19 protein-coding genes are annotated in these 18,098 nt (G+C 70.7%); 12 read left to right on the top strand and 7 right to left on the bottom strand.

Annotation, left to right across the window (positions count from 1 at the left end; translation table 11 throughout):
• The first annotated feature begins 4 nt into the window (after positions 1 to 4).
• On the top strand, positions 5 to 454 hold the full coding sequence (locus tag APQ99_RS09075) for an Lrp/AsnC family transcriptional regulator (protein ID WP_010903000.1): 450 nt from the start codon (positions 5 to 7) through the stop codon (positions 452 to 454).
• Positions 455 to 655: 201 nt separating this feature from the next.
• Complete coding sequence (locus APQ99_RS12580; RefSeq protein WP_168731189.1) at positions 656 to 820, top strand: hypothetical protein; 165 nt, start codon at positions 656 to 658, stop codon at positions 818 to 820.
• A gap of 54 nt (positions 821 to 874) precedes the next feature.
• On the opposite strand, the gene APQ99_RS09070 is transcribed toward APQ99_RS12580, so the two are convergent.
• The 5 genes from APQ99_RS09070 to btuC all read right to left on the bottom strand — a co-directional run bounded on the left by APQ99_RS09070 (position 875) and on the right by btuC (position 8,205).
• Positions 875 to 2,521, bottom strand: a complete 1,647-nt coding sequence (locus APQ99_RS09070) for a sensor histidine kinase (RefSeq protein WP_244288991.1) — start codon at positions 2,519 to 2,521, stop codon at positions 875 to 877.
• A gap of 2 nt (positions 2,522 to 2,523) precedes the next feature.
• Positions 2,524 to 4,287 carry a PAS domain S-box protein gene (locus APQ99_RS09065; RefSeq protein ID WP_244288990.1) on the bottom strand — a complete coding sequence of 588 codons (1,764 nt, stop codon included), beginning with the start codon at positions 4,285 to 4,287 and terminating at the stop codon, positions 2,524 to 2,526.
• Positions 4,288 to 4,422: 135 nt separating this feature from the next.
• Positions 4,423 to 5,853: a hypothetical protein gene (locus APQ99_RS09060; protein WP_136361472.1), complete on the bottom strand. Its 1,431-nt coding sequence runs from the start codon at positions 5,851 to 5,853 to the stop codon at positions 4,423 to 4,425.
• A 49-nt stretch (positions 5,854 to 5,902) separates the two neighbouring features.
• Complete coding sequence (locus APQ99_RS09055) at positions 5,903 to 7,099, bottom strand: heme ABC transporter ATP-binding protein (RefSeq protein WP_136361471.1); 1,197 nt, start codon at positions 7,097 to 7,099, stop codon at positions 5,903 to 5,905.
• On the bottom strand, positions 7,096 to 8,205 hold the full coding sequence (btuC, locus tag APQ99_RS09050) for a vitamin B12 ABC transporter permease BtuC (RefSeq protein ID WP_010902994.1): 1,110 nt from the start codon (positions 8,203 to 8,205) through the stop codon (positions 7,096 to 7,098). Before btuC ends, APQ99_RS09055 begins: the two co-directional genes overlap by 4 nt.
• Before the next feature lie 59 nt (positions 8,206 to 8,264).
• Between btuC and APQ99_RS09045 the strand changes: the two genes are divergently transcribed.
• Genes APQ99_RS09045 through APQ99_RS09030 form a run of 4 tightly spaced genes read left to right on the top strand, consistent with a single transcriptional unit; the run spans position 8,265 to position 10,931 of the window.
• Entirely contained in the window at positions 8,265 to 9,374 is a 1,110-nt protein-coding gene (locus tag APQ99_RS09045; protein WP_010902993.1) for a PGF-CTERM-anchored ABC transporter substrate-binding protein, read from the top strand.
• A gap of 39 nt (positions 9,375 to 9,413) precedes the next feature.
• Entirely contained in the window at positions 9,414 to 9,692 is a 279-nt protein-coding gene (srp19, locus tag APQ99_RS09040) for a signal recognition particle subunit SRP19 (protein ID WP_010902992.1), read from the top strand.
• Positions 9,692 to 9,919 carry an H/ACA ribonucleoprotein complex subunit GAR1 gene (locus APQ99_RS09035; RefSeq protein WP_010902991.1) on the top strand — a complete coding sequence of 76 codons (228 nt, stop codon included), beginning with the start codon at positions 9,692 to 9,694 and terminating at the stop codon, positions 9,917 to 9,919. Before srp19 ends, APQ99_RS09035 begins: the two co-directional genes overlap by 1 nt.
• Before the next feature lie 55 nt (positions 9,920 to 9,974).
• Positions 9,975 to 10,931, top strand: a complete 957-nt coding sequence (locus tag APQ99_RS09030) for a presenilin family intramembrane aspartyl protease PSH (protein ID WP_010902990.1) — start codon at positions 9,975 to 9,977, stop codon at positions 10,929 to 10,931.
• On the opposite strand, the gene APQ99_RS09025 is transcribed toward APQ99_RS09030, so the two are convergent.
• Complete coding sequence (locus APQ99_RS09025) at positions 10,932 to 11,930, bottom strand: ornithine cyclodeaminase family protein (RefSeq protein WP_049892505.1); 999 nt, start codon at positions 11,928 to 11,930, stop codon at positions 10,932 to 10,934.
• Positions 11,931 to 12,001: 71 nt separating this feature from the next.
• A complete protein-coding gene (locus APQ99_RS09020) occupies positions 12,002 to 12,403 on the bottom strand; it encodes a DUF3054 domain-containing protein (RefSeq protein ID WP_010902988.1) in 402 nt (133 codons plus the stop codon).
• Positions 12,404 to 12,492: 89 nt separating this feature from the next.
• Here APQ99_RS09020 and APQ99_RS09015 point away from each other — a divergent pair, with 89 nt between their 5' ends.
• From APQ99_RS09015 to APQ99_RS08990, 6 genes are all read left to right on the top strand, one after another.
• Complete coding sequence (locus APQ99_RS09015) at positions 12,493 to 13,074, top strand: GNAT family N-acetyltransferase (protein ID WP_012289316.1); 582 nt, start codon at positions 12,493 to 12,495, stop codon at positions 13,072 to 13,074.
• Positions 13,075 to 13,122: 48 nt separating this feature from the next.
• Positions 13,123 to 14,106 carry a flap endonuclease-1 gene (fen, locus tag APQ99_RS09010; RefSeq protein ID WP_010902986.1) on the top strand — a complete coding sequence of 328 codons (984 nt, stop codon included), beginning with the start codon at positions 13,123 to 13,125 and terminating at the stop codon, positions 14,104 to 14,106.
• 48 nt (positions 14,107 to 14,154) lie between these two features.
• Positions 14,155 to 14,403: a BolA/IbaG family iron-sulfur metabolism protein gene (locus tag APQ99_RS09005; protein ID WP_010902985.1), complete on the top strand. Its 249-nt coding sequence runs from the start codon at positions 14,155 to 14,157 to the stop codon at positions 14,401 to 14,403.
• Positions 14,404 to 14,606: 203 nt separating this feature from the next.
• Complete coding sequence (locus APQ99_RS09000) at positions 14,607 to 16,019, top strand: class II fumarate hydratase (RefSeq protein ID WP_010902984.1); 1,413 nt, start codon at positions 14,607 to 14,609, stop codon at positions 16,017 to 16,019.
• A 44-nt stretch (positions 16,020 to 16,063) separates the two neighbouring features.
• Complete coding sequence (locus APQ99_RS08995; RefSeq protein ID WP_010902983.1) at positions 16,064 to 16,543, top strand: PH domain-containing protein; 480 nt, start codon at positions 16,064 to 16,066, stop codon at positions 16,541 to 16,543.
• Positions 16,540 to 18,084, top strand: coding sequence for a PH domain-containing protein (locus APQ99_RS08990; RefSeq protein WP_136361470.1), 1,545 nt, complete (start codon positions 16,540 to 16,542; stop codon positions 18,082 to 18,084). Before APQ99_RS08995 ends, APQ99_RS08990 begins: the two co-directional genes overlap by 4 nt.
• The last annotated feature ends 14 nt before the right edge of the window (positions 18,085 to 18,098 follow it).

Here is an 18,098-nt window from a genome sequence, read left to right as displayed (position 1 = left end):
ACACATGGATGTAGACGACACGGACCGCGAGATCCTGCGCGCGCTGCAGGCCGACGCCCGGAAGCCGTTCAGCGAGATCGCCCGCGAGATAGACATGTCCTCGGCGACGGTGCATGACCGCGTCAGCCGCCTGGAGGAGGCGGGCGTGATCCGCGGCTATCACGCCGACGTCGACCCGAAGGCGGTCGGGCTCGGAACCACCGCGTTCGTGGGGCTGCGCGTCGAACAGGGCCGGGAGGACGAAACCCTCGACCGGCTCACCGGCATCGAGGGTGTTCGAGAGGTCAACCTCACGACCGGCGAGTGGGACGTGATCCTGCGTCTCGTCGCCGAGGACACCGACCATTTGCGCGCACTCATGTTCGAGGAGATCGCTGACATGGACGGGTTCGCGCGCTCCCAGACGATGGTCGTGTTGGGGACCGAGTACGAATCGCCGGAACTGCCGCTGTGAACGCACGCCCGGCGGCAACCGCTTGTCGGGCGACGTACCGGCCGCGCGTTCGGACCAGCGCCTGCCCCACGGCGGGCGTCGAGCGTGCGCGATCACCCCTACGGCTGGGGTGTCGTCTACGCCGTTGACGGCGGGTTCGATTTCGCGTCGCCTAGAGCAAATTCCGATACGTATATGACATGTTGTTTCTGACCGTACAGTATGGTCGAATTGTGCGATGGGTGTATCGATCACCTCGAAGCCGCACTCCAAGCCACTGACCACACGAAGAAGAACTACCACATCCGGGAGGTGTTACAGGCCTGCGAGACCGCGGAGTTACCGCCCGATCAGACGGTGGAACTGGCACGACTGAACGACACCTAGGGCGTCCGATGGTGCGTGCCGGATCGCCCGCGGTGGCGACCCCAGCGGGCGCGGTCACGCGGTGTCGTCGCGCGCCGGCAGCCTGATCGTGACGACGGACCCCCGGGGCGTGTTGTCCTCGAAGTCAAGGTCGCCGTCGGAGTGGGTGACCGCCCAGTAGACCAGCCAGAGCCCCAGCCCCTGGCTGTGGTGCAGCGCGTCGATGGCGTCGTCGCCGTTGAGCACGCGACGTTCCATGCGTGGGATGCCCGGGCCGTGGTCGGAGACGGTGATCCGGACGTGATCCATGCCCTCGGTGGCCGTGGGCTCGGAGACGGAGACGCTGACCTGCGGGGCCGTGCAGTCGGCGTGCTGGATCGCGTTCGTGACGACTTCCTGGATCGCCGTGCCGATCTGGGGGACGGCGGCGGCGACGGCGGTCGGGGGCGTGTCGACTGTGAGGTCGGCGTTCGGGGCGTCGGCCTGCGCGCGCTCGACGACGGTCTCCGTGATGCGCGCCACGTCCAGGGGCTCGGGCGTGGTGTCCGTGTCCAACACGTCACTGATCGCACGCTCCTTGTCGGCGGTTTCAACCAGGGAGTCACACCGCGAGATGATGTGCGCGGCGTGGGCGGCCGCCTCGCCGGTGGCGTGGCTGGCGACGAGTTCCGCGCGGCCACGAACCACGTTCAGTTCGTTGCGCAGCGTGTGCCGCAGCACGCGATCGAGGACGTGCAGTTGGCGGGCGCGTTCGCGGTTCTCGGCCACCGACTGGTCGATGGTGTCGCTCATCTCGTTGAACCCGGTGCCGATGCGCTCCCATTCGTCGGCCCCGCCGACGTCGACGTGGGTGCCGTACGCGCCGTCGCGGAGCGCGCGGAACCCGTCGATCAGGGCCTCGACTTGCGCGAGGTTGCGGCGGTAGTTCCACCAGCCGAACACCGCGATGACCGCGAACACGCTGATCACGCTCCCCGTCTGGAGGAGCGTGAGCCGTTGGATCGTCGGCCCGATGACCGCGCGGGACTCGGAGACGGAGACCACCCAGTCGGCCTCCGAGAGGGGGACCGTGTGGGCGGTCACCGACCGGTTCGGCGACGGCGGACGGTGGTAGATGTCCGCGCCGCCGTCGGTGGTGACCGTGACACCCGACGAATCCGGGAGGTCCGACCGCAGCAGATCGAACGCGCCGGTCTCCGAGAGGTACACCGCGCCGTTCAGCGTGGCGACGATGTCGCCGTCGCGGCGGACCGGCGTGCTCACGACGACGACGTTGGTGCCGGTCTCCGCGGGAACCGGGTTGCTGATGTAGGTGGTGCCGGCGAGCGCGCGCTGCACGTACCTGCGGTCCCCGAAGTCGGAGCCGACGACGCTGGCGGCGTCCGACTGCGGCGCGGCGAGCGCGGTCATCGTGCCGTTCGCTGCGATCACGGATGCGCCGGCGAACGCGGAGTTGTTGACGAGCGCCCGGAGGGCGGATCGCTGTCTGGCGGTGCCGTGTGCGCGAACGCCGGGGCGCGTGGCCCACAGTTCGACGGACTGCTCGTGGGTTTTGAGTTGGGCATCCAGTTCGGTCCTGACGAGCGCCGTGTTCCGTTCGACAGTGGTCGTGTGCTTGTCGACGACGGCGTTCTGGTAGGCCTGGAACCCCGCGTAGGTCGCGCCGCCGAGGACGAGCGCCGTCACCACGAGGATGACCGCGAAGAGGGTCTGAGAGCGCACGGTTACGGCCCCGTGCGGAGCGTCACCGAGAACACCGCGCCGGTGGGGTCGTTGTCCGACACCGTGACACGGCCGCCCACGGAGTCCACGAGCGTGTCGACCAGATACAACCCCATGCCGGTGCCGTCGCTGTCCAGTCCGGTTTCGCCCTTGCCGAAGATGGCGTCCTTCTGCGCGTCGGGCACGCCGGGGCCGTTGTCCGCGACGTGGATCGTGGCCGTGTTGTCGTCGGTGCAGTCCGCCGACACAGTGACTTCGGGGCTGTCCTGGTCGTTGTGTTGAATGGCGTTTTTCAGGAGGTTGCGGAACACCGAGTCGAGCATGTTGTTGCCGTGGACCGTGACGTCCGGGATCGAGCCGTCGACGGTCACGGCCGCACTGGGGAACGACGACCGTACTTCGGCCAACTCGGCCTTCAGCGTCGCGCGCAGTGACATGACGTGGTCGGCGTCGGGGTCGGTGAGCATCACGTCCGCGATGTCGCGGGCGGTCTTCGTCAGCTCGACGGCGTGGTCGGCGCTCTCCAGGACGCGTTCGATGTAGTCGGCGTGTTCGCCGTCGAGTTCCCCGGCCAGCATGTCGGCGTACGCGAGCACGAGCTGGAGGTCGTTGCGGATGTCGTGGCGAAGCACCTGATTGAGGACGTCGAGGTTGTCGCGTTGCGTCTCCAGGCGGGCCTCGTAGTCGGCGCGCTCGGTGACATCGACCACGATCGAGAACAGCACGGTGTCGGTGTCGAGTTCGATCGGCGAGGAGTGGATCTCGACGGTTCTGCGCTCGCCGTCGGCCAGCTCGTGTTCGAAGACGAAGTGGTTGCGGTCCCCCTCCTCGGCTTGGCCGCGGTGGGTGTCGAGGGCGCCATTGGGCAGCGTGTTGAGGTCGCTCACGGTCATGCCCGTGAGTTCGCTGACCGAGTAGCCGTAGAACGCCGCGGCGGCGTCGTTGGCGTTCTGGATGCCCCCCGAGTCCGGGTCGATCAGCAGCATCGGCGCGGAGTGGTGTTTGAACATGCGGCGGAACCGCCGCGCGCGCTGGCGAAGCTCGGTTTCGAGTTGGCGGCGCTCGGTCACGTCCCGGATGGCGCCATCGACCACGGTGGTGCCGTCGTGCGTGACCGTGACCGCCGTGAGCGTCCCCCAGACGGTGTTGCCGGCCAGCGTTTCGAGTTCGAGTTCGGTCTCCGTGACGACGCCGTCGGCGCGCAGCGTGGCGACGATCTCCTCGCGCGCCGCCGGGGTTGCGTAGAACTCCGTGGCCGGGCGGCCGCGGAGCGCGGCCTTCGATGGGGCGTCGGCGAACGCCACCAGCTCGTCGTTGACGCCGAGGAGCACTCCGTCCCCGAGGCGGGTGCGAAACGAGCCCACCGGGAGGGCGTCGAGGATGCGCTCGTGGTGCGCCCATTCCATGCCGGATTCGGGCGCAGCGACCACCACGAGCGCCGTCGCGGGCGCGTCCTGGTGGGCAGCGTTGAGGCGTGTGGCGTCGACGGTGACCAGCCGGCGGTCGGTGTCCGCGCCAGCGAGCACGACCCGGGCGTGCGTCCGGGTGGCGTTGCCGGCCGCCACCGCGTCACAGAAGCGATCGAGGTCCGAGGCGGTGTCCTGTGGGGCGAACGATCTGATGGGCGCTCCGACCGGGTCGGCAACGCCGGTGAGCTCGCTGAACGCCGGGTTCGCGAACGTGACGGTTCCATGCTGGACGACAACCACGGGGTCCGTGACGGCGGCGAGCACGTCGGCGTACGAGTGTGGTGGGGTGTGTGTCATCGGTGGGCACCTCGCCGGGCAGCTGTGTCGTGTTCGACTGTGGAGGTCGGGTGTCATAAACGGCGTGCGTTCGTTTCGCGGGGCGGGAAGTGGCGCCGGCGCCGACGACCACGCGTGACCGGCGGGGGTGTACGGTCATCGATGGTGGGCCGTGGCTGTCGTGGTGGCTGCCGGAGCGAGCGCGCCGTTCAACGGCGGGAGCGGGCCGCGAGCGGGCTGGCCGATGGGTGTCGATCCGGCGGGCGAGTCCAGTGGGGCGGGGCGAGCGGTCGGGGGCCACATCGACGGGGCCGTCGGGGATGTCGTGTCCCGCTTCGTGGCCGCCGCGGCGTCGTCGTCGCCGGCTGCCGCCACGGCAGCCACCACGTCCGCGTTCGACACCGGCTGTTCGCGGTCGTTCAGCCGCCGGAGGACTGCTTGCCCGTCCGCCGTCCGGTCCGTGGCACCGCGGACACGGCGGTCGAGCGCGCCCCAGACGAGCGCGCCCTTCCGGTAGTTCGCGCCGACAGCCCACGTCTCCGGGGTGGACAGCACGGCGCTGCGCCACGGCTCGTCGGCGCCTTTCGCGATCGTTCGCCGGAACGCGTCGTTGGTCGTGGCGTTGAGCCGCAGCGACAGCAACGCGGCGTAGTACTGGGCGGTGGCCTCGATGGTCCACCTGGCGGAGGCGGTCGTGTCGTACGCCTGGCGCGTGTGGACGTATTCGTGCAGCCAGACGTTCGTGGCGGTGTTGAGCCGTTCGTCGGCTCCCACCCAGGCGTCACTGCCGCCGTACTCGACGCCCCGCGGCCCGAGGAGCGGCGCTCGTGGGGCTGCCAGGAGCCAGACGTGATCGTCGCGCCCGCCGACCTGGAGGCGGCCTGCGGCCGCGGTGACGGTGTCCAGGATCGCCGCCGGCGGTTCCACGAGGCCGGCGCGCTCGGGGGTGACGAGCGTGATGGTCTGTCCGTGAGCGGTGCGCGTGCGCTCGATGACCGGCCCGAGGTAGGCGATTTCGCCGCCAGTCGCGCCGGGGCCGTCGACGGAGACCGATTCCGACACCGAGACGGACACGTCGTCGGCGTCCGACCACCGCCAGCTGGTCCGCACCGTGGGCACCGTGACGAGCGCCCAGTCGCCGGCGTCCACGAACGAGTACTCGCCGGCCTGGTGGCGCTCGTCGCTGGGCGGCGCGGCGGCGCTCTGGTTGGCGGTGACCGTTATGCGAAGCGTTGGTGCGTCCTGCCGGCCGGTCCACTCGTAGCCGTCGGTGCTCGGGTCGAATCCACTGGCTGACACGCGTGTCGTGCGGTTCGGCGGGGACACCGAGAGTTCGGTCACGGAGTCGGGGATGTCGTAGGTGACTGTGGCGTCGATGCGGCCGGGTTCGTCCGGCGTCTTGGAGAGCACGACGGATTTGTGGATCGTCTCCGAGTGGGGTGTTGGGGCGCCGTTGGCCGTCGCGGGCGGCGTTCTGTCTGCACCCCGGTCGGCCGTGTGCTCGAACACTGCCGGCTGACTGGCGACCACTGCGGCCGTCACCACGACGGTGATGCCGGCCAGCCTGATGGCTGCCGTGCGATCCATGTCCACGTAATACGTTCCCAATACGCATAGCTTGTCCGGCCGTGACCGCCTACACGCCGTCCGACGGTGTGTCGGCAAGTGCACCGACTGCGGACACGACAGCGTCGCAGGCCACGAGCCTGTCGGCCCACTCCGGAGCACCCGCCGCGTCGCCGACGGCAAGCGTCGGGACGGCGTCGGTCAGCAGGCCCCGAACGCCGGGCCGGGCCGCGGCGGCAACCGGCACCGCGACACCGTCGGCGGCCGCGATGTCGGCGCGGGTCGCCGACGCGGCGGTCGTGTCTTCGAGGCGAGTGAACGGCGCAACGCTGGTACACGGACAGCCAACGCGGCGTGCGGTTTCGTGGTCGGTGTCCCCCTCGACGACGGGGCCGACGCTCACGGAAGCGCCGGCGGAGACGAGGCGGCGGACGACCGGTGTGGCGCTGTCGCCGCCGCCGACGACGTGCACGCTGGTGTCGGCGGCCGCGGACGTGCGGTCGGGAAGCGGGGTCACCGTCACTGCGCCCGTCGCGGGGTCCGTGCCGACGGCAACCCTGGCGTCGAAGGCCGCCCGGATGGTGTCGGGCGTGAGCACGCTGCGGGGCGCGCCGGCGTCGTGCACGCGCCCGTCAGCCACCACCACCAGCTCATCGCAGTATCGCGCCGCCAGATCGAGGTCGTGGATCGCGGCGACCACAGCGCGGTCCTCGCTGTCGGCGAGGTCACGAACCACCTCCAGCGTCCGGATCTGGTGGTTGACGTCCAGGCTTGCGGTTGGTTCGTCCAGCAGAAGGACGGGTGCCGCTTGGGCGAGCGCGCGCGCCAGCAACACGCGTTGGCGCTCGCCGCCGGACAGCGAGGTCACGTCGCGGGCGGCGAACTGCGCGACGCCCGTCCGCGCCATCGCGCGGTCGACGACCGCCGTGTCGGTGTCGGTCCCGAACCGCGTCGTGTGGGGGTGGCGTCCCATCTCGACGACCTGTCGCACGGTGAACTCGAACGAGACGCTGGCGTCCTGGGGGACGGTCGCGATGCGGCGGCTGGCGGCCGCCGAGGACAGCGCGTGGACGTCGTCGCCCGCGACCAGCACCGTCCCGGCGGTCGGCGTGATGAGGCCGTTCATGGCGCGCAGCAGCGTCGACTTGCCCGCGCCGTTGGGCCCCACGACGCCGACCAGGTGGCCGTCCCGGATGGACGCGTGGACGTCGTCGAGGATGCGGGTGCCGGCCAACTCCACGTCGAGGCCGGTGACGTCGAGGGTCACAGCGCGCGCACCTCACGGTCGCGCAGCAGGTACAGGAAGAACGGCGCGCCGATCAGGGCGGTGATGATGCCCACCGGTGGTTCGGTGGCGGTTGCGCGCGCCACGGTGTCGGCGGCAACGAGGAACGCCCCCCCGGTGAGCGCGCTCACGGGCAGCAACACGCGGTGATCGGGGCCGACAACGAGGCGGACCGCGTGGGGGACGATGAGGCCCACGAACCCGATCGCGCCGGCGAACGAGACGGCGGCCGCGGTGACCACGCTGGCGACCGCGAGCAACAGGCGTTTCGTTCGGTCCACGTCGACGCCCAGCGTGTGGGCGTCCTCCTCGCCGGCCAGCAACACGTTCATCTCCCTGGCGTACGCCAGCAGGACGGCGCTGCCCACCACCACGACGGGGAGCGCGGCCTCGACGTCGTGCCAGCGGCTGCCGTGGAGGGTGCCCATCAGCCAGTACATCGCGGGCCGGATCTCGCGGCCGGAGTTGACGACCAGAAAGGAGGTGACCGCGCCCAGGAGGGTCTGGACGGCGACGCCGGACAGCAGGAGGGTGGCGGTCGGCGTGTGGCCGTTCTTGGTGGCGATGGCGTACACGGTGAACGCCGCGATCAGCGCGCCCGCGAAGGCCGCGGGCTGCACGCCGATGACGACGACCGACGGGAGGGTGATGGCGGCGACAGCACCCACGGCGGCCCCGCTGGAGACGCCGACGATCGACGGGTCGGCCATGGGGTTCCGGAAGAACCCCTGTAGCACTGCGCCCGAGATCGCGAGCGACGCCCCGACGGTTGCCCCGAGCACGATCCGCGGCAGCCGGATCGTGCCGACGATCACCTGGGCGGTCTCCGGAACGCCGAACTGCAGCGGGGCGGCGTAGGCGATGGTGAGCGCCGGCCACGGCAGCCCACCGCTGACGACGGGCACGGCGTGCGTGTGCATCGTGACGGACGCGCCAACCGGCACCGCAAGCTCGGTGAGTGCGGCCATCGCAACGGTGCGCAGCGTGATCGGTTCCGGGCCGATCGTGGCGCTCACGAGCAGCACCGCGACGAGCAACACCCCGGCAGCCGCCGACCACGCCACCGCTCTCGCGGACGCCTCACGCATTGAGCCCAAGCGTACTTTCGGTAGTCAAATATTTATTGTGGTCGCGAGACCGGTGGTGTATGCATCGGGGCCGCTTCGCCACCCTCGTGATCGTGGCGCTCGCCGTGACGATGACCGCTCCGGCGGGCGCGCTCGCGCCACAGCCGCCAGCACAGCACGCCGACGCCGACCGGGCGTGCTCGTTTCCGGTCACCGAACCCGACGCCAGCAACACCGCGATCACACTCGACAGCGAGCCCGAGCGCGTCGTCACGCTGAACCCCAGTGCGGCACAAACCATGTGGGAGCTCGGCGACCGCGACGCCGTCGTGGGCGTCTCCCAGTTCGGCACGTATCTGCCCACGGCCAGCCAGCGCACGGTCGTCTCCGGCGGCCAACCCTCGCAGACGAACGTCGAAGCGGTCGTCGGCCTCGACCCGGATCTGGTGCTTGCGCCGAACACCGTCCGCAACACCACGGTCACGCGGCTCCGGTCGGCCGGCATCACCGTCTTCCAGTTCCGGGCCGCCACGAGCATCGACGGCGTCGTCGAAAAGACCGCCACCATCGGCCGGCTCACGGGCAACTGCGCGGCGGCGGCCGCCACCACCGCCGAGATGCGGGACCGCGTCGCCGCCATCGCGGACGCCGTGCCGGACACCGATTCCGCGCGGCCCCGCGTCTACTACCACCTCGGTGACGGCTACACCGCCGGCCCGAACACGTTCATCGGCGCGGCCATCGAGGCGGCCGGCGGCCACAACATCGCTGCCGACGTGAACACCACCTCATCGTACCCGCAGCTCTCCGAGGAGGTCATCGTCTCCCAAGACCCCGACGTCGTGGTGACCGGCGTCTCCGCGGACCGCCTTGACGCCACGGCGTCCGCGCTCGTTGCGCCGTCGTCGGTCGTCCGGAACACCACCGCGTACGCCACCGGCAACGTGGTTGCGGTGAACACCAACCACATCAACCAGCCCGCGCCGCGGATCGTGGAGCCGATGGCGCGGATGGCGAACGCGTTCCACAACACCACCATCAACACGACGCTCGACGCACAGCCGTCGGCGACCACGACGGCGACGTCGACGGCGCCGCCCACCGACGCAGCGGACGGCACGGCACCCGGATTCGGGGTCGCAGCCGCGGTGTGCGCGCTGGCGGGCGCTGCGCTCGTCGCACGCCGGTAGGCCGACACCGTTTCATTCCTCCGCCCGGTAGCGACGCGTATGGTTGAGAACGTCATCTGGCCCGCGTACTTCGACGCGGCGCTGTCCCGCCGCGACGGCCGCCGCGTCCCCATGGAGCTTGCCGTCGAGGAGCCGTCCATCGACGAGATCGCGACCGCCGTCCAGCAGGTCGGCTACGACGCCGTCGTCGAGCGCGACGTGGCGTACCCACGGCGGCACTGGGACGCTGCGGGCCGCGTCCTGGTGAAAGACGCCGACGACGCGAAGAACACGCTCGTCCAGGCCGTCGCCGCGTACGTCGGCGCGCTCCGGGACTGATGGAGCGCGCCGGCAGCGTCACGCGGACCGCGGGCACCATCGCGGTCGTGCGCACCGACGCGGACGCCCACCCGCCGATCGGCGCGATGCTTGTCGACCAACAACTGGACACCGTTGGCCGCGTCGTCGACGTGTTCGGGCCGGTTGAACGCCCCTACCTGGCGGTGTCACCGGACGACGGCGTTCACCTGCCGGGGCTCGTCGGGGACACCCTCTACAAGCGGTAGGCCGCCACCCGACAGACCGAAGCTGCAAAACGGGGGGCGCGCACACACTCGGAGCATGAACGATTCGACGCGTGTTGCCGCCGTGCTCGCCGGCGTCGTCGCGCTGTTCGTCGTCGTCCAAGTGGGCGCGCTCGCGCTGGTTGAGCCCTTCCAGAGCGCGGGCCTGCAGTCCACGGAGAACCCACAGAACCCGCTCAATAGCGTCGTCTACGTGGCGTTCCTGCTGGTTGCGACCGGCGGCATTCTGCTGGTCATCAAGTACGACAAACAATGGATCCTCCGGGGGGTCGTCCTGGTGACCAGCGGCCTGGTCGCGTCGTACGTCTTCGCCGTGGCGATCCCCGCGGTCGTGGTTGCGGGCGTGAACCTCGCGGTGTGGGGTCCGGCCCTGGCGCTCGTGGGGGCGCTGTACGCGTACCCCGAGTGGTGGGTCATCGACGCCGCGGGCGCGATCATGGGGATGGGCGCGGCCGCCCTGTTCGGGATCAGCTTCGGCGTGCTCCCCGCGATCGTGCTGTTGACCGCGCTGGCGGTGTACGACGCGATCAGCGTCTACGGCACCGAGCACATGCTCACGCTGGCCTCCGGGGTCATGGAGCTGCGGCTGCCGATCGTGTTGGTCGTTCCGACGACGCTGGCGTACTCGTTCGTCGAGGACGCCGCCGAGACGGCCGACGAAGCCGAGGCGGGCGAACGCGAGGCGGCAGCGCCCGCCGACCGGCCCGCGTACTTCATCGGCCTCGGTGACGCCGTGATGCCGTCGATCATGGTGGCCAGCGCGGCGTTCTTCCTGGACACGCCGCCGGTCGTCGCCGGGATCGAGTTGGCACCGCTGACCGCGATGGCGGGCACCCTGGTGGGGCTGCTGGTTCTGATGCGGATGGTGTTCGCGGGCCGCGCCCACGCCGGTCTGCCGCTGTTGAACGGCGGCGCGATCGCGGGCTACCTCGTCGGCGCGGTCGCCGCCGGCATTCCGATCCTCGACGCGCTCGGCGTGGCTGCCTACCTGTAGTTACTCGCCGTACAGCGCTTCGCTGGCGGGCGCGAAGTCGAGCTCCGAGCCCAGGTCCTGCTCGACGGCGCGTTCGTACAGCATGTTCGCGGCCGCCACCGTCTCGATGCCCGTGCCGCCGCTGTCGAACACGGTGATCTCGTCGGCGCTCTGGCGGCCGGGTGCCGTCCCGGCGACGACGTCACCGAGCTCGGCGTGGATGTGGTCGCTGTCCACGACGCCGGCGTCGACGGCCGCGATGAACGACCCCGCGTCCTGCGTGGTGCGCCCGCGCAGGTCCGGGACGTAGGTCGCACGCTCGATGGCAGCCGTGTCCAGTTCGCGCTTCTCGGGGTGGTATTGGCCCATCGCGGTCACGTGCGTGCCGGCGTCCAGGTTGTCGCTGTCGAACACCGGCTCGCTGGCGCTGGTGGCGGTGATGACGATGTCAGCGCCCGTGACCGCGGCCGCGCTCGATTCGACGGCCGACACCGACGCGTCGAGGTCGGCGTCGAGGTCGGCGGCGAACGACTCGCGGCTCTCGGGGGTCGGCGAGTACACGTGGATCGTGTCCAGGTCGCGGACGGTGGCCGTTGCCTGCACTTGGCCGTGGGCCTGTGCGCTGCTGCCGATGACCGCCAGCTCGCTGGCGTCCGCCCGGGCGAGTTCGTCGACGCCGACCGCGCCGGCCGCCCCGGTCTTGAGGGGGTTCATCGACGCGCCGTCGAGCAGCGCCAGCGGCGCGCCGGAGTCGGCGTCGTACAGCGGCGTCATGAACCAGGCGTCGCCGGAGCCGAACCCGGCGCTGTACGTGTACCCGCCCATGACACCGTCGTCCGGGAGGAGCGCGGAGTAATCCGTGAACATGCCCGCGGGGTCCTCGCGGAGGAGCGCGGTGCGGGGTTCGGCGGGCGCGCCTTCGCCGCGCTGTCGGTAGCCGCTGCGCACCGCGTCGACGTAGTCGGCGGGTGTGGCCAGTCCTGCGATCTCGTCAGCCGAAAGGAACATCGTCGCTGTCACGCTTGTTGATTCGTCCGAAGCCACGAAAAGGATTGAGGAGGCGGCGGGACTCCGGGCTGGCGATGCCCGGATTACGACCCCCGGAGATCAACGACGACGAGCGTGATGAACCGGGCGATCGCGAGGCCGGCCGTGACGGTGGCGAACATCACGAGGAAGAACGTCGGGTCAGCGTTCCCGGGGAACGCGGCGGTGTTGCGGATGAGCTGACCGATGAGGTCCGCGGCCAACCAGGTGCCCGCCGCGAGCACGATGGCGCGCCGGTTGGATGCTACGGTGCTGGCGCTGTACGCGCCGACGAGGGGGGCCGCGGCCAGCCACCCGATGAGGAACGGCAACAGGACGCCGGCGTATTCCTGGGGCGTGAACGTGCCGTGGCGGAGCGTGCCGGCCAGGATCACCACCAGGATCACAACCACGTCCCCCGGGAGGAACCGTGCGACGGCGCGACCGTCGACGTCAGTGAGCGTCATATCCGCGGGTTCCACCTCGTGGGGCAAGGATGTCCCGGTTTCGACGGGCAACCACGCAGTCTTTTGGCCTGCCGGCGTAACGGCCGAGCGTGCGCTATGCGGTCCTGGGGGATCACCACGACGGGCCGACGCTGCTGTTGGATTGGGAGGCGTTCAGTTACGCCGGCAAGTTCGTGATGTCGAACACGGGGAAGGCGGTCGCCTACGAGGGCGCGCCCCTCGCCAAGCGCGGCGACGACTGGCCGCCCGACGCGCGGGCGGCTGACGACCCCGTCGACGACGTTGTGGGTGCCGTCTCGTTCAACGAAGACCGCACGGACGCCCACGCGGCGTGGCTGCGGTACGTGACCGTGCGCGGCGACCGCCGCGGGGCGGGCATCGGTGCGCGGCTCTGCGCGTTCGCCGCCGCCCACCTGCTGGGCGACCACGAGTGCGTGCGCATCGCCGTCAACAACCCCTTCGCGTACGAGGCGCTGCACAAGGCCGGCTTCGGATTCACGGGCCAGGAGACGGGCATCGCCGAGCTCGTGCTGGAACGCCCCTGCGAGCACCGAGCGGCCGGCTACCAGGACGGCCTCGACCGGTACCGGGAGCGCGACCTCTCGCCCGAGGAGGCGGCGTTTCTCGACCGCACACGTGGGGCGTCGCCGCCAGCACGAGTCGAGTGGTAACGCCGCCACAGCTCAACGGTTAAACCGCGGGCACCCGAACTGGGCGTGATGGGGAACGCGGACCTCCGGCAGCTCGCGGCCATCGAGGAGACTCCCTTCGCGGACCTCGAAGGGAGTGTGGTGGCCGTCGACGCCCACAACTGGCTGTACAAGTACCTCACCACGACCGTCCAGTGGACCGGCGCGGACGTCTACACCACCAGCGACGGCACCGAAGTGGCGAACCTCGTCGGCGCGGTGCAGGGCCTGCCGAAGTTCTTCGAACACGGCCTCACGCCCGTGTTCGTCTGGGACGGCGGGGTCACCGAGCTCAAAGACGACGAGATCGCCGACCGCCGCGAGCAACGCGAGCGCTACGAGGAACAGCTCGACGACGCCCGCGAGGCGGGCGACGCCGCCGAGGCGGCGCGCCTGGACGCGCGCACGCAGCGACTCACGCCCACCATCCACGAGACCACCCGGGAGCTGTTCGACCTGTTGGACATCCCGCAAGTCGAAGCCCCCGCGGAGGGCGAAGCACAGGCCGCATACATGACGCGGACGGACGACGCCGTCGACTACGCGGGCAGCGACGACTACGACTGCCTGCTGCTTGGGTCGCCGGTGACGCTGCGCCAGCTCACGAGCTCCGGCCACCCGGAGCTGATGGACTTCGACGCGACGCTCGCCGAACACGACCTGACGTGGGAGCAACTCGTCGACGTCGGAATCCTCTGTGGGACGGATTTCAACCCCGGGATCGACGGGTTCGGACCGACAACGGCCCTGGACGCGATCGGCGAGCACGGCGACCTCTGGGACGTGCTGGCGGCCGAAGGCGAGCACGTCGCCCACGGCGACCGCATCCGGGAGCTGTTCTTGAACCCCGACGTGACCGACGACTACGTGATCGACCCCGACGTGTCGCCGGCCATCGACGCGGCCCGCGCGTTCGTCACCGACGAGTGGGAGGTCGACGCCGACGCGGTCGCCCGGGGGTTCGAGCGCATCGACGCCGCGGCCGCACAGACCGGCCTCGACCGGTGGACGTGACCGGCGCTGATCCGGGAGTGTTTACCGACCGCGCGCTCACGCACAGGCATGGATCTCGCCGACATCGAAGCGCGGATCGAAGCCGGGTTCGAGGCGGACTGCAGCGCCACCGTATCGCGGGCGCGTGGCCCCCATGACGACGACCACCTCGAAGCCGTCGTTGTCTCCCCGGCCTTCGAGGGCGTGTCGCTGGTCGACCAACACGACATGGTGTACGACGCGCTCGGCGACGCCATGACGACTGAGATCCACGCGCTGGAGCTCACGACACGCCCACGCAGCGACCGCGACGCATGAGCCACGCGGGCGCTCGGTAGCCGGCGGGCCGCGGGGTCGCGGCGACCGTCGCCAGCCCACTTGGCCGGGAACTGCAAGCCGCCGCGCATGCCGTCTGGGGCGTGCATACACGCCGCCGAGTCGGGTCGGTCCGTCAGGGCGTGTGTTCAACCACGGCGACTGGTTCCGATGGCTTTTACGCGCCGCCGGGAGACCGCCCACGTATGAGCGAGGATTACCGCACGGAGCAGGACAGCCTCGGCGAGATGCAGGTTCCCGCTGACGCCTACTGGGGGGCACAGACCCAGCGCGCGATCGAGAACTTCCCGATCTCGGGGATCGCGTTCGGGCGGCGGTTCGTGCGCGCGCTCGGCGTCGTCAAGAAGGCCGCCGCGCAGGCGAACCGCGACCTCGGCCTCGTTGACGACGAGCGCGCCGACGCCATCGTCGCGGCCGCCGACGAGGTCATCGCCGGCGAGCACGACGACCAGTTCCCGGTCGACGTCTTCCAGACCGGGTCCGGGACGTCCTCGAACATGAACGCCAACGAGGTCATCGCGAACCGCGCCGCGGAGCTCCTCGGCGAGGAGATCGGGGATCGCGTCGTGCACCCCAACGACCACGTGAACTATGGCCAGTCCAGCAACGACGTGATCCCGACCGCGATGCACGTGGCGAGCCTCGACGCGCTCGTCAACGACGTCAAACCCGGCCTGGAGACGCTGGCAGCGGAACTCGACGACAAAGCGGACGCGTTCGACGGCGTCGTGAAGACCGGGCGCACGCACTTGCAGGACGCCACGCCGGTGCGGTTGGGCCAGGAGTTCGGCGGCTACCGCACCCAAGTCGAGAAGGGCATCGACCGCATCGAGGCCGTTGCCCCGCGCCTCTCGGAGCTCGCGCTCGGCGGCACCGCCGTCGGCACCGGGCTGAACACCCACCCCGAGTTCCCGGAGACGGCGGCCGGCTACATCAGCGAGGAGACCGGCGTTACGTTCCGTGAGGCGGACAACCACTTCGAGGCGCAGGCCGCCCACGACGCCATGAACGAGGCCCACGGCGCGCTGCGCACGGTCGCGGGGTCGCTGAACAAGATCGCCAACGACCTCCGGCTGCTTGCCTCCGGCCCCCGCAACGGGCTGGGGGAGATCGAGCAGCCCGAGAACCAGCCCGGCTCCTCGATCATGCCCGGGAAGATCAACCCCGTGGTGGCGGAGGCGGTCAACCAGGTCCACAAGCAGGTCGTGGGCAACGACGCCGCCATCGCCGCGGGGGCCGCGGAGGGGCAGATCGACTTGAACCTCTACAAGCCCGTGCTGGCGCACAACTTCCTGCAGTCCGCGGACATGCTCGCCAACGCGAGCGCTGCCTTCGGCGAGAAGTTCGTCGCCAAGCTCGAAGCCAACGAGGCCGCCTGCGAGGCGCAGGTCGAGCGCTCGATGGCGCTGGCGACCGCGCTCAACCCCACGATCGGCTACGACAAGGCCAGCGAGGTCGCGAAGGCCGCGCTGAAGGAGGGGAAAACAGTCACGGAGGTCGTCGTCGAGAAGGGATACCTCTCGGAGGCGGAGGCCGCTGACGTGCTCGACCCCGAGGGGATGACCCACCGGGGCATCCTCTCCGGCGACGACACGTAGCGGGCGCCGGCCACCTTCTTGTGTCGGGAGGCCTGACACGGCGTATGGAGCGACTCGACGCGCGCGTTGTCGTCGTCTGGCTGTGGCGTGTTCTGGTGTTTGCCGTGGTGCTCGCCGGAGCCGCGGGCATCGGCAGCGGCGCCCTGGACGTGGGCGTGTCGTCGGCCGCCGCAGCGGTGGCGGTGTTCGGCGTGGTGGCCCTCTTGGGGGCGACACACGCGCTGTTGCGGTACCGGATCTGGCGGTTCGACGTGCGCGAGGACACGCTGTACATCGAGCACGGCGTGCTGGTGCGGGTCCGAACCACCGTGCCGTACGTTCGCGTGCAACACGTCGATTCGCGGCGGGGGCCACTGGAGCGCGTGCTCGGGCTGGGGCGGGTCGTCGTCTACACCGCCGGCTCCCGGGGGGCTGACGTCACGATCCCGGGGCTGTCCCGCGAGCGGGCGGCCGACGCCCAGGAGACGTTGCGCGCGCTCGCGATCGAGAGCGAGCCCGAGAGCGGCGAGGGTGACGCCGTATGAAGCTGCATCCGCTGTCGGTGCCGGTGCGGGCGCTGTCCCGGGCGCTGGGGTTCGGGTGGGCGTTTCTGATCGGCGGCGCGGCGCTCTCGGGCGGGAACGCCGCGCTCACCGGCGTGGCGGTGCTGGGGGTCATGGTGGCCGTGGTTGCGGTGGTCGCCTACGAGATCGCGTACTACAGGCGGTTCGACTACGAGCTCACCGAGGACAGCCTGGACATCGCGTCGGGCGTGTTCTCCCGGCGCGAGCGCGAAATCCCGCTGCGCCGCGTCCAGAACGTCGACGTGACGCGGTCGCTGGTCGCGCGGCTGCTCGGGCTGGCGGTGGTGGACGTGGAGACCGCCGGCGGCGGCAGCACGGAGGCGTCGCTGCGGTTCGTCAGCCGGGAGGCGGCTGCGGACCTGCAAGCCGACGTGCGAACGCGCCGCACCACACCGGGCGACGCGGCCGACGCCGCCACAGCAGCCACTCCGGACGCGGGTGACGCCGACAGCGAGTCGCGGTCGGCGGCGGATCGCGCGCGTGAGCCGACGCCCGTCGGCGAGCGCGGGGAGTTGCTGTTCGCGCTGTCGAATCGCGACCTGCTGTTGTACGGGCTGTTGTCGTTCAACCCGCGGCTGTTCTCGGGCATCATCGCGGTCGCGACGGTCGCCGCGCCGAGCCTCGGCGGACGCATGGCGGTGCCGGATGTCGGGATGGTGGTGCTGGTCGCCGGAGCGGTCGCGCTCGCGCTCGGGGTGTGGCTGGTGTCGGCGGCGGTGCGCGTCGTGCAGTTCTACGGGTTCCGGTTGCGCCGGGTGGGTGGTGATCTGCGCTACGAGCGCGGGCTGTTCGAGCGCCGCGACGGCACCATCCCGCTGTCGAAGCTCCAGACGGTGTCCGTCGAGGACAGCGTGTTGATGCGGCGGTACGGGTTCGCGTCGCTGGCGGTCGAGACGGCGGGGTACGCGCCGGGGCAGTCGCCAAGCGGCGGGTCGGAGGCGGCGGTGCCGATCGCGCCGCGGGCGGCGGTGTTCGAGCTCGCGCGGGAGATCGAACCGGTCGCGGACATCGACCTCTCGCGGCCGCCCGAGCGCGCTCAGGACCGCTACGTCCGGCGGTACGCGCTCGCGGGGCTGGGCGTGGTGGCGGCGGGCGCGCTCGTGAGCCGGCTCGTCGTGTCGTTCCCGTGGTACGCGCTGGCCGTGCTGGTGCCGCTCGCGGTGCCGGCGGCCCGGCGGGCGCACGCGACCCGGGGCGTGTACAGCGACAGCGACCACGTCGTCACGCAGGCGGGATGGTGGCGGCGCAAGACCACGGTCGTTCCGGCTCACCGCGTGCAGACGGTGCTCCGCAAGCAGACGGTGTTCCAGCGGCGCTGGGCGCTGACCAGCGTCGTCATCGACACGGCGGGGTCGCGGTCGCTCTCCGGCGGGGGCGCGGTTGCCATCGACCGTGACGGCGGTGACGCCGACGCGCTGGCCGACGACGTGGTCGACTGCACGCTGCTGTCCGTGGGCGTTCGCGGGGACGACACCGCGGCGGCCGGGTCGGCCGCGGACTGAACGGTTTTATTGCC

This window comes from Halobacterium salinarum DSM 3754 (genome assembly GCF_008124605.1).
GTDB lineage: Archaea > Halobacteriota > Halobacteria > Halobacteriales > Halobacteriaceae > Halobacterium > Halobacterium salinarum.
This window is presented reverse-complemented; position numbering and strand designations above follow the sequence as displayed.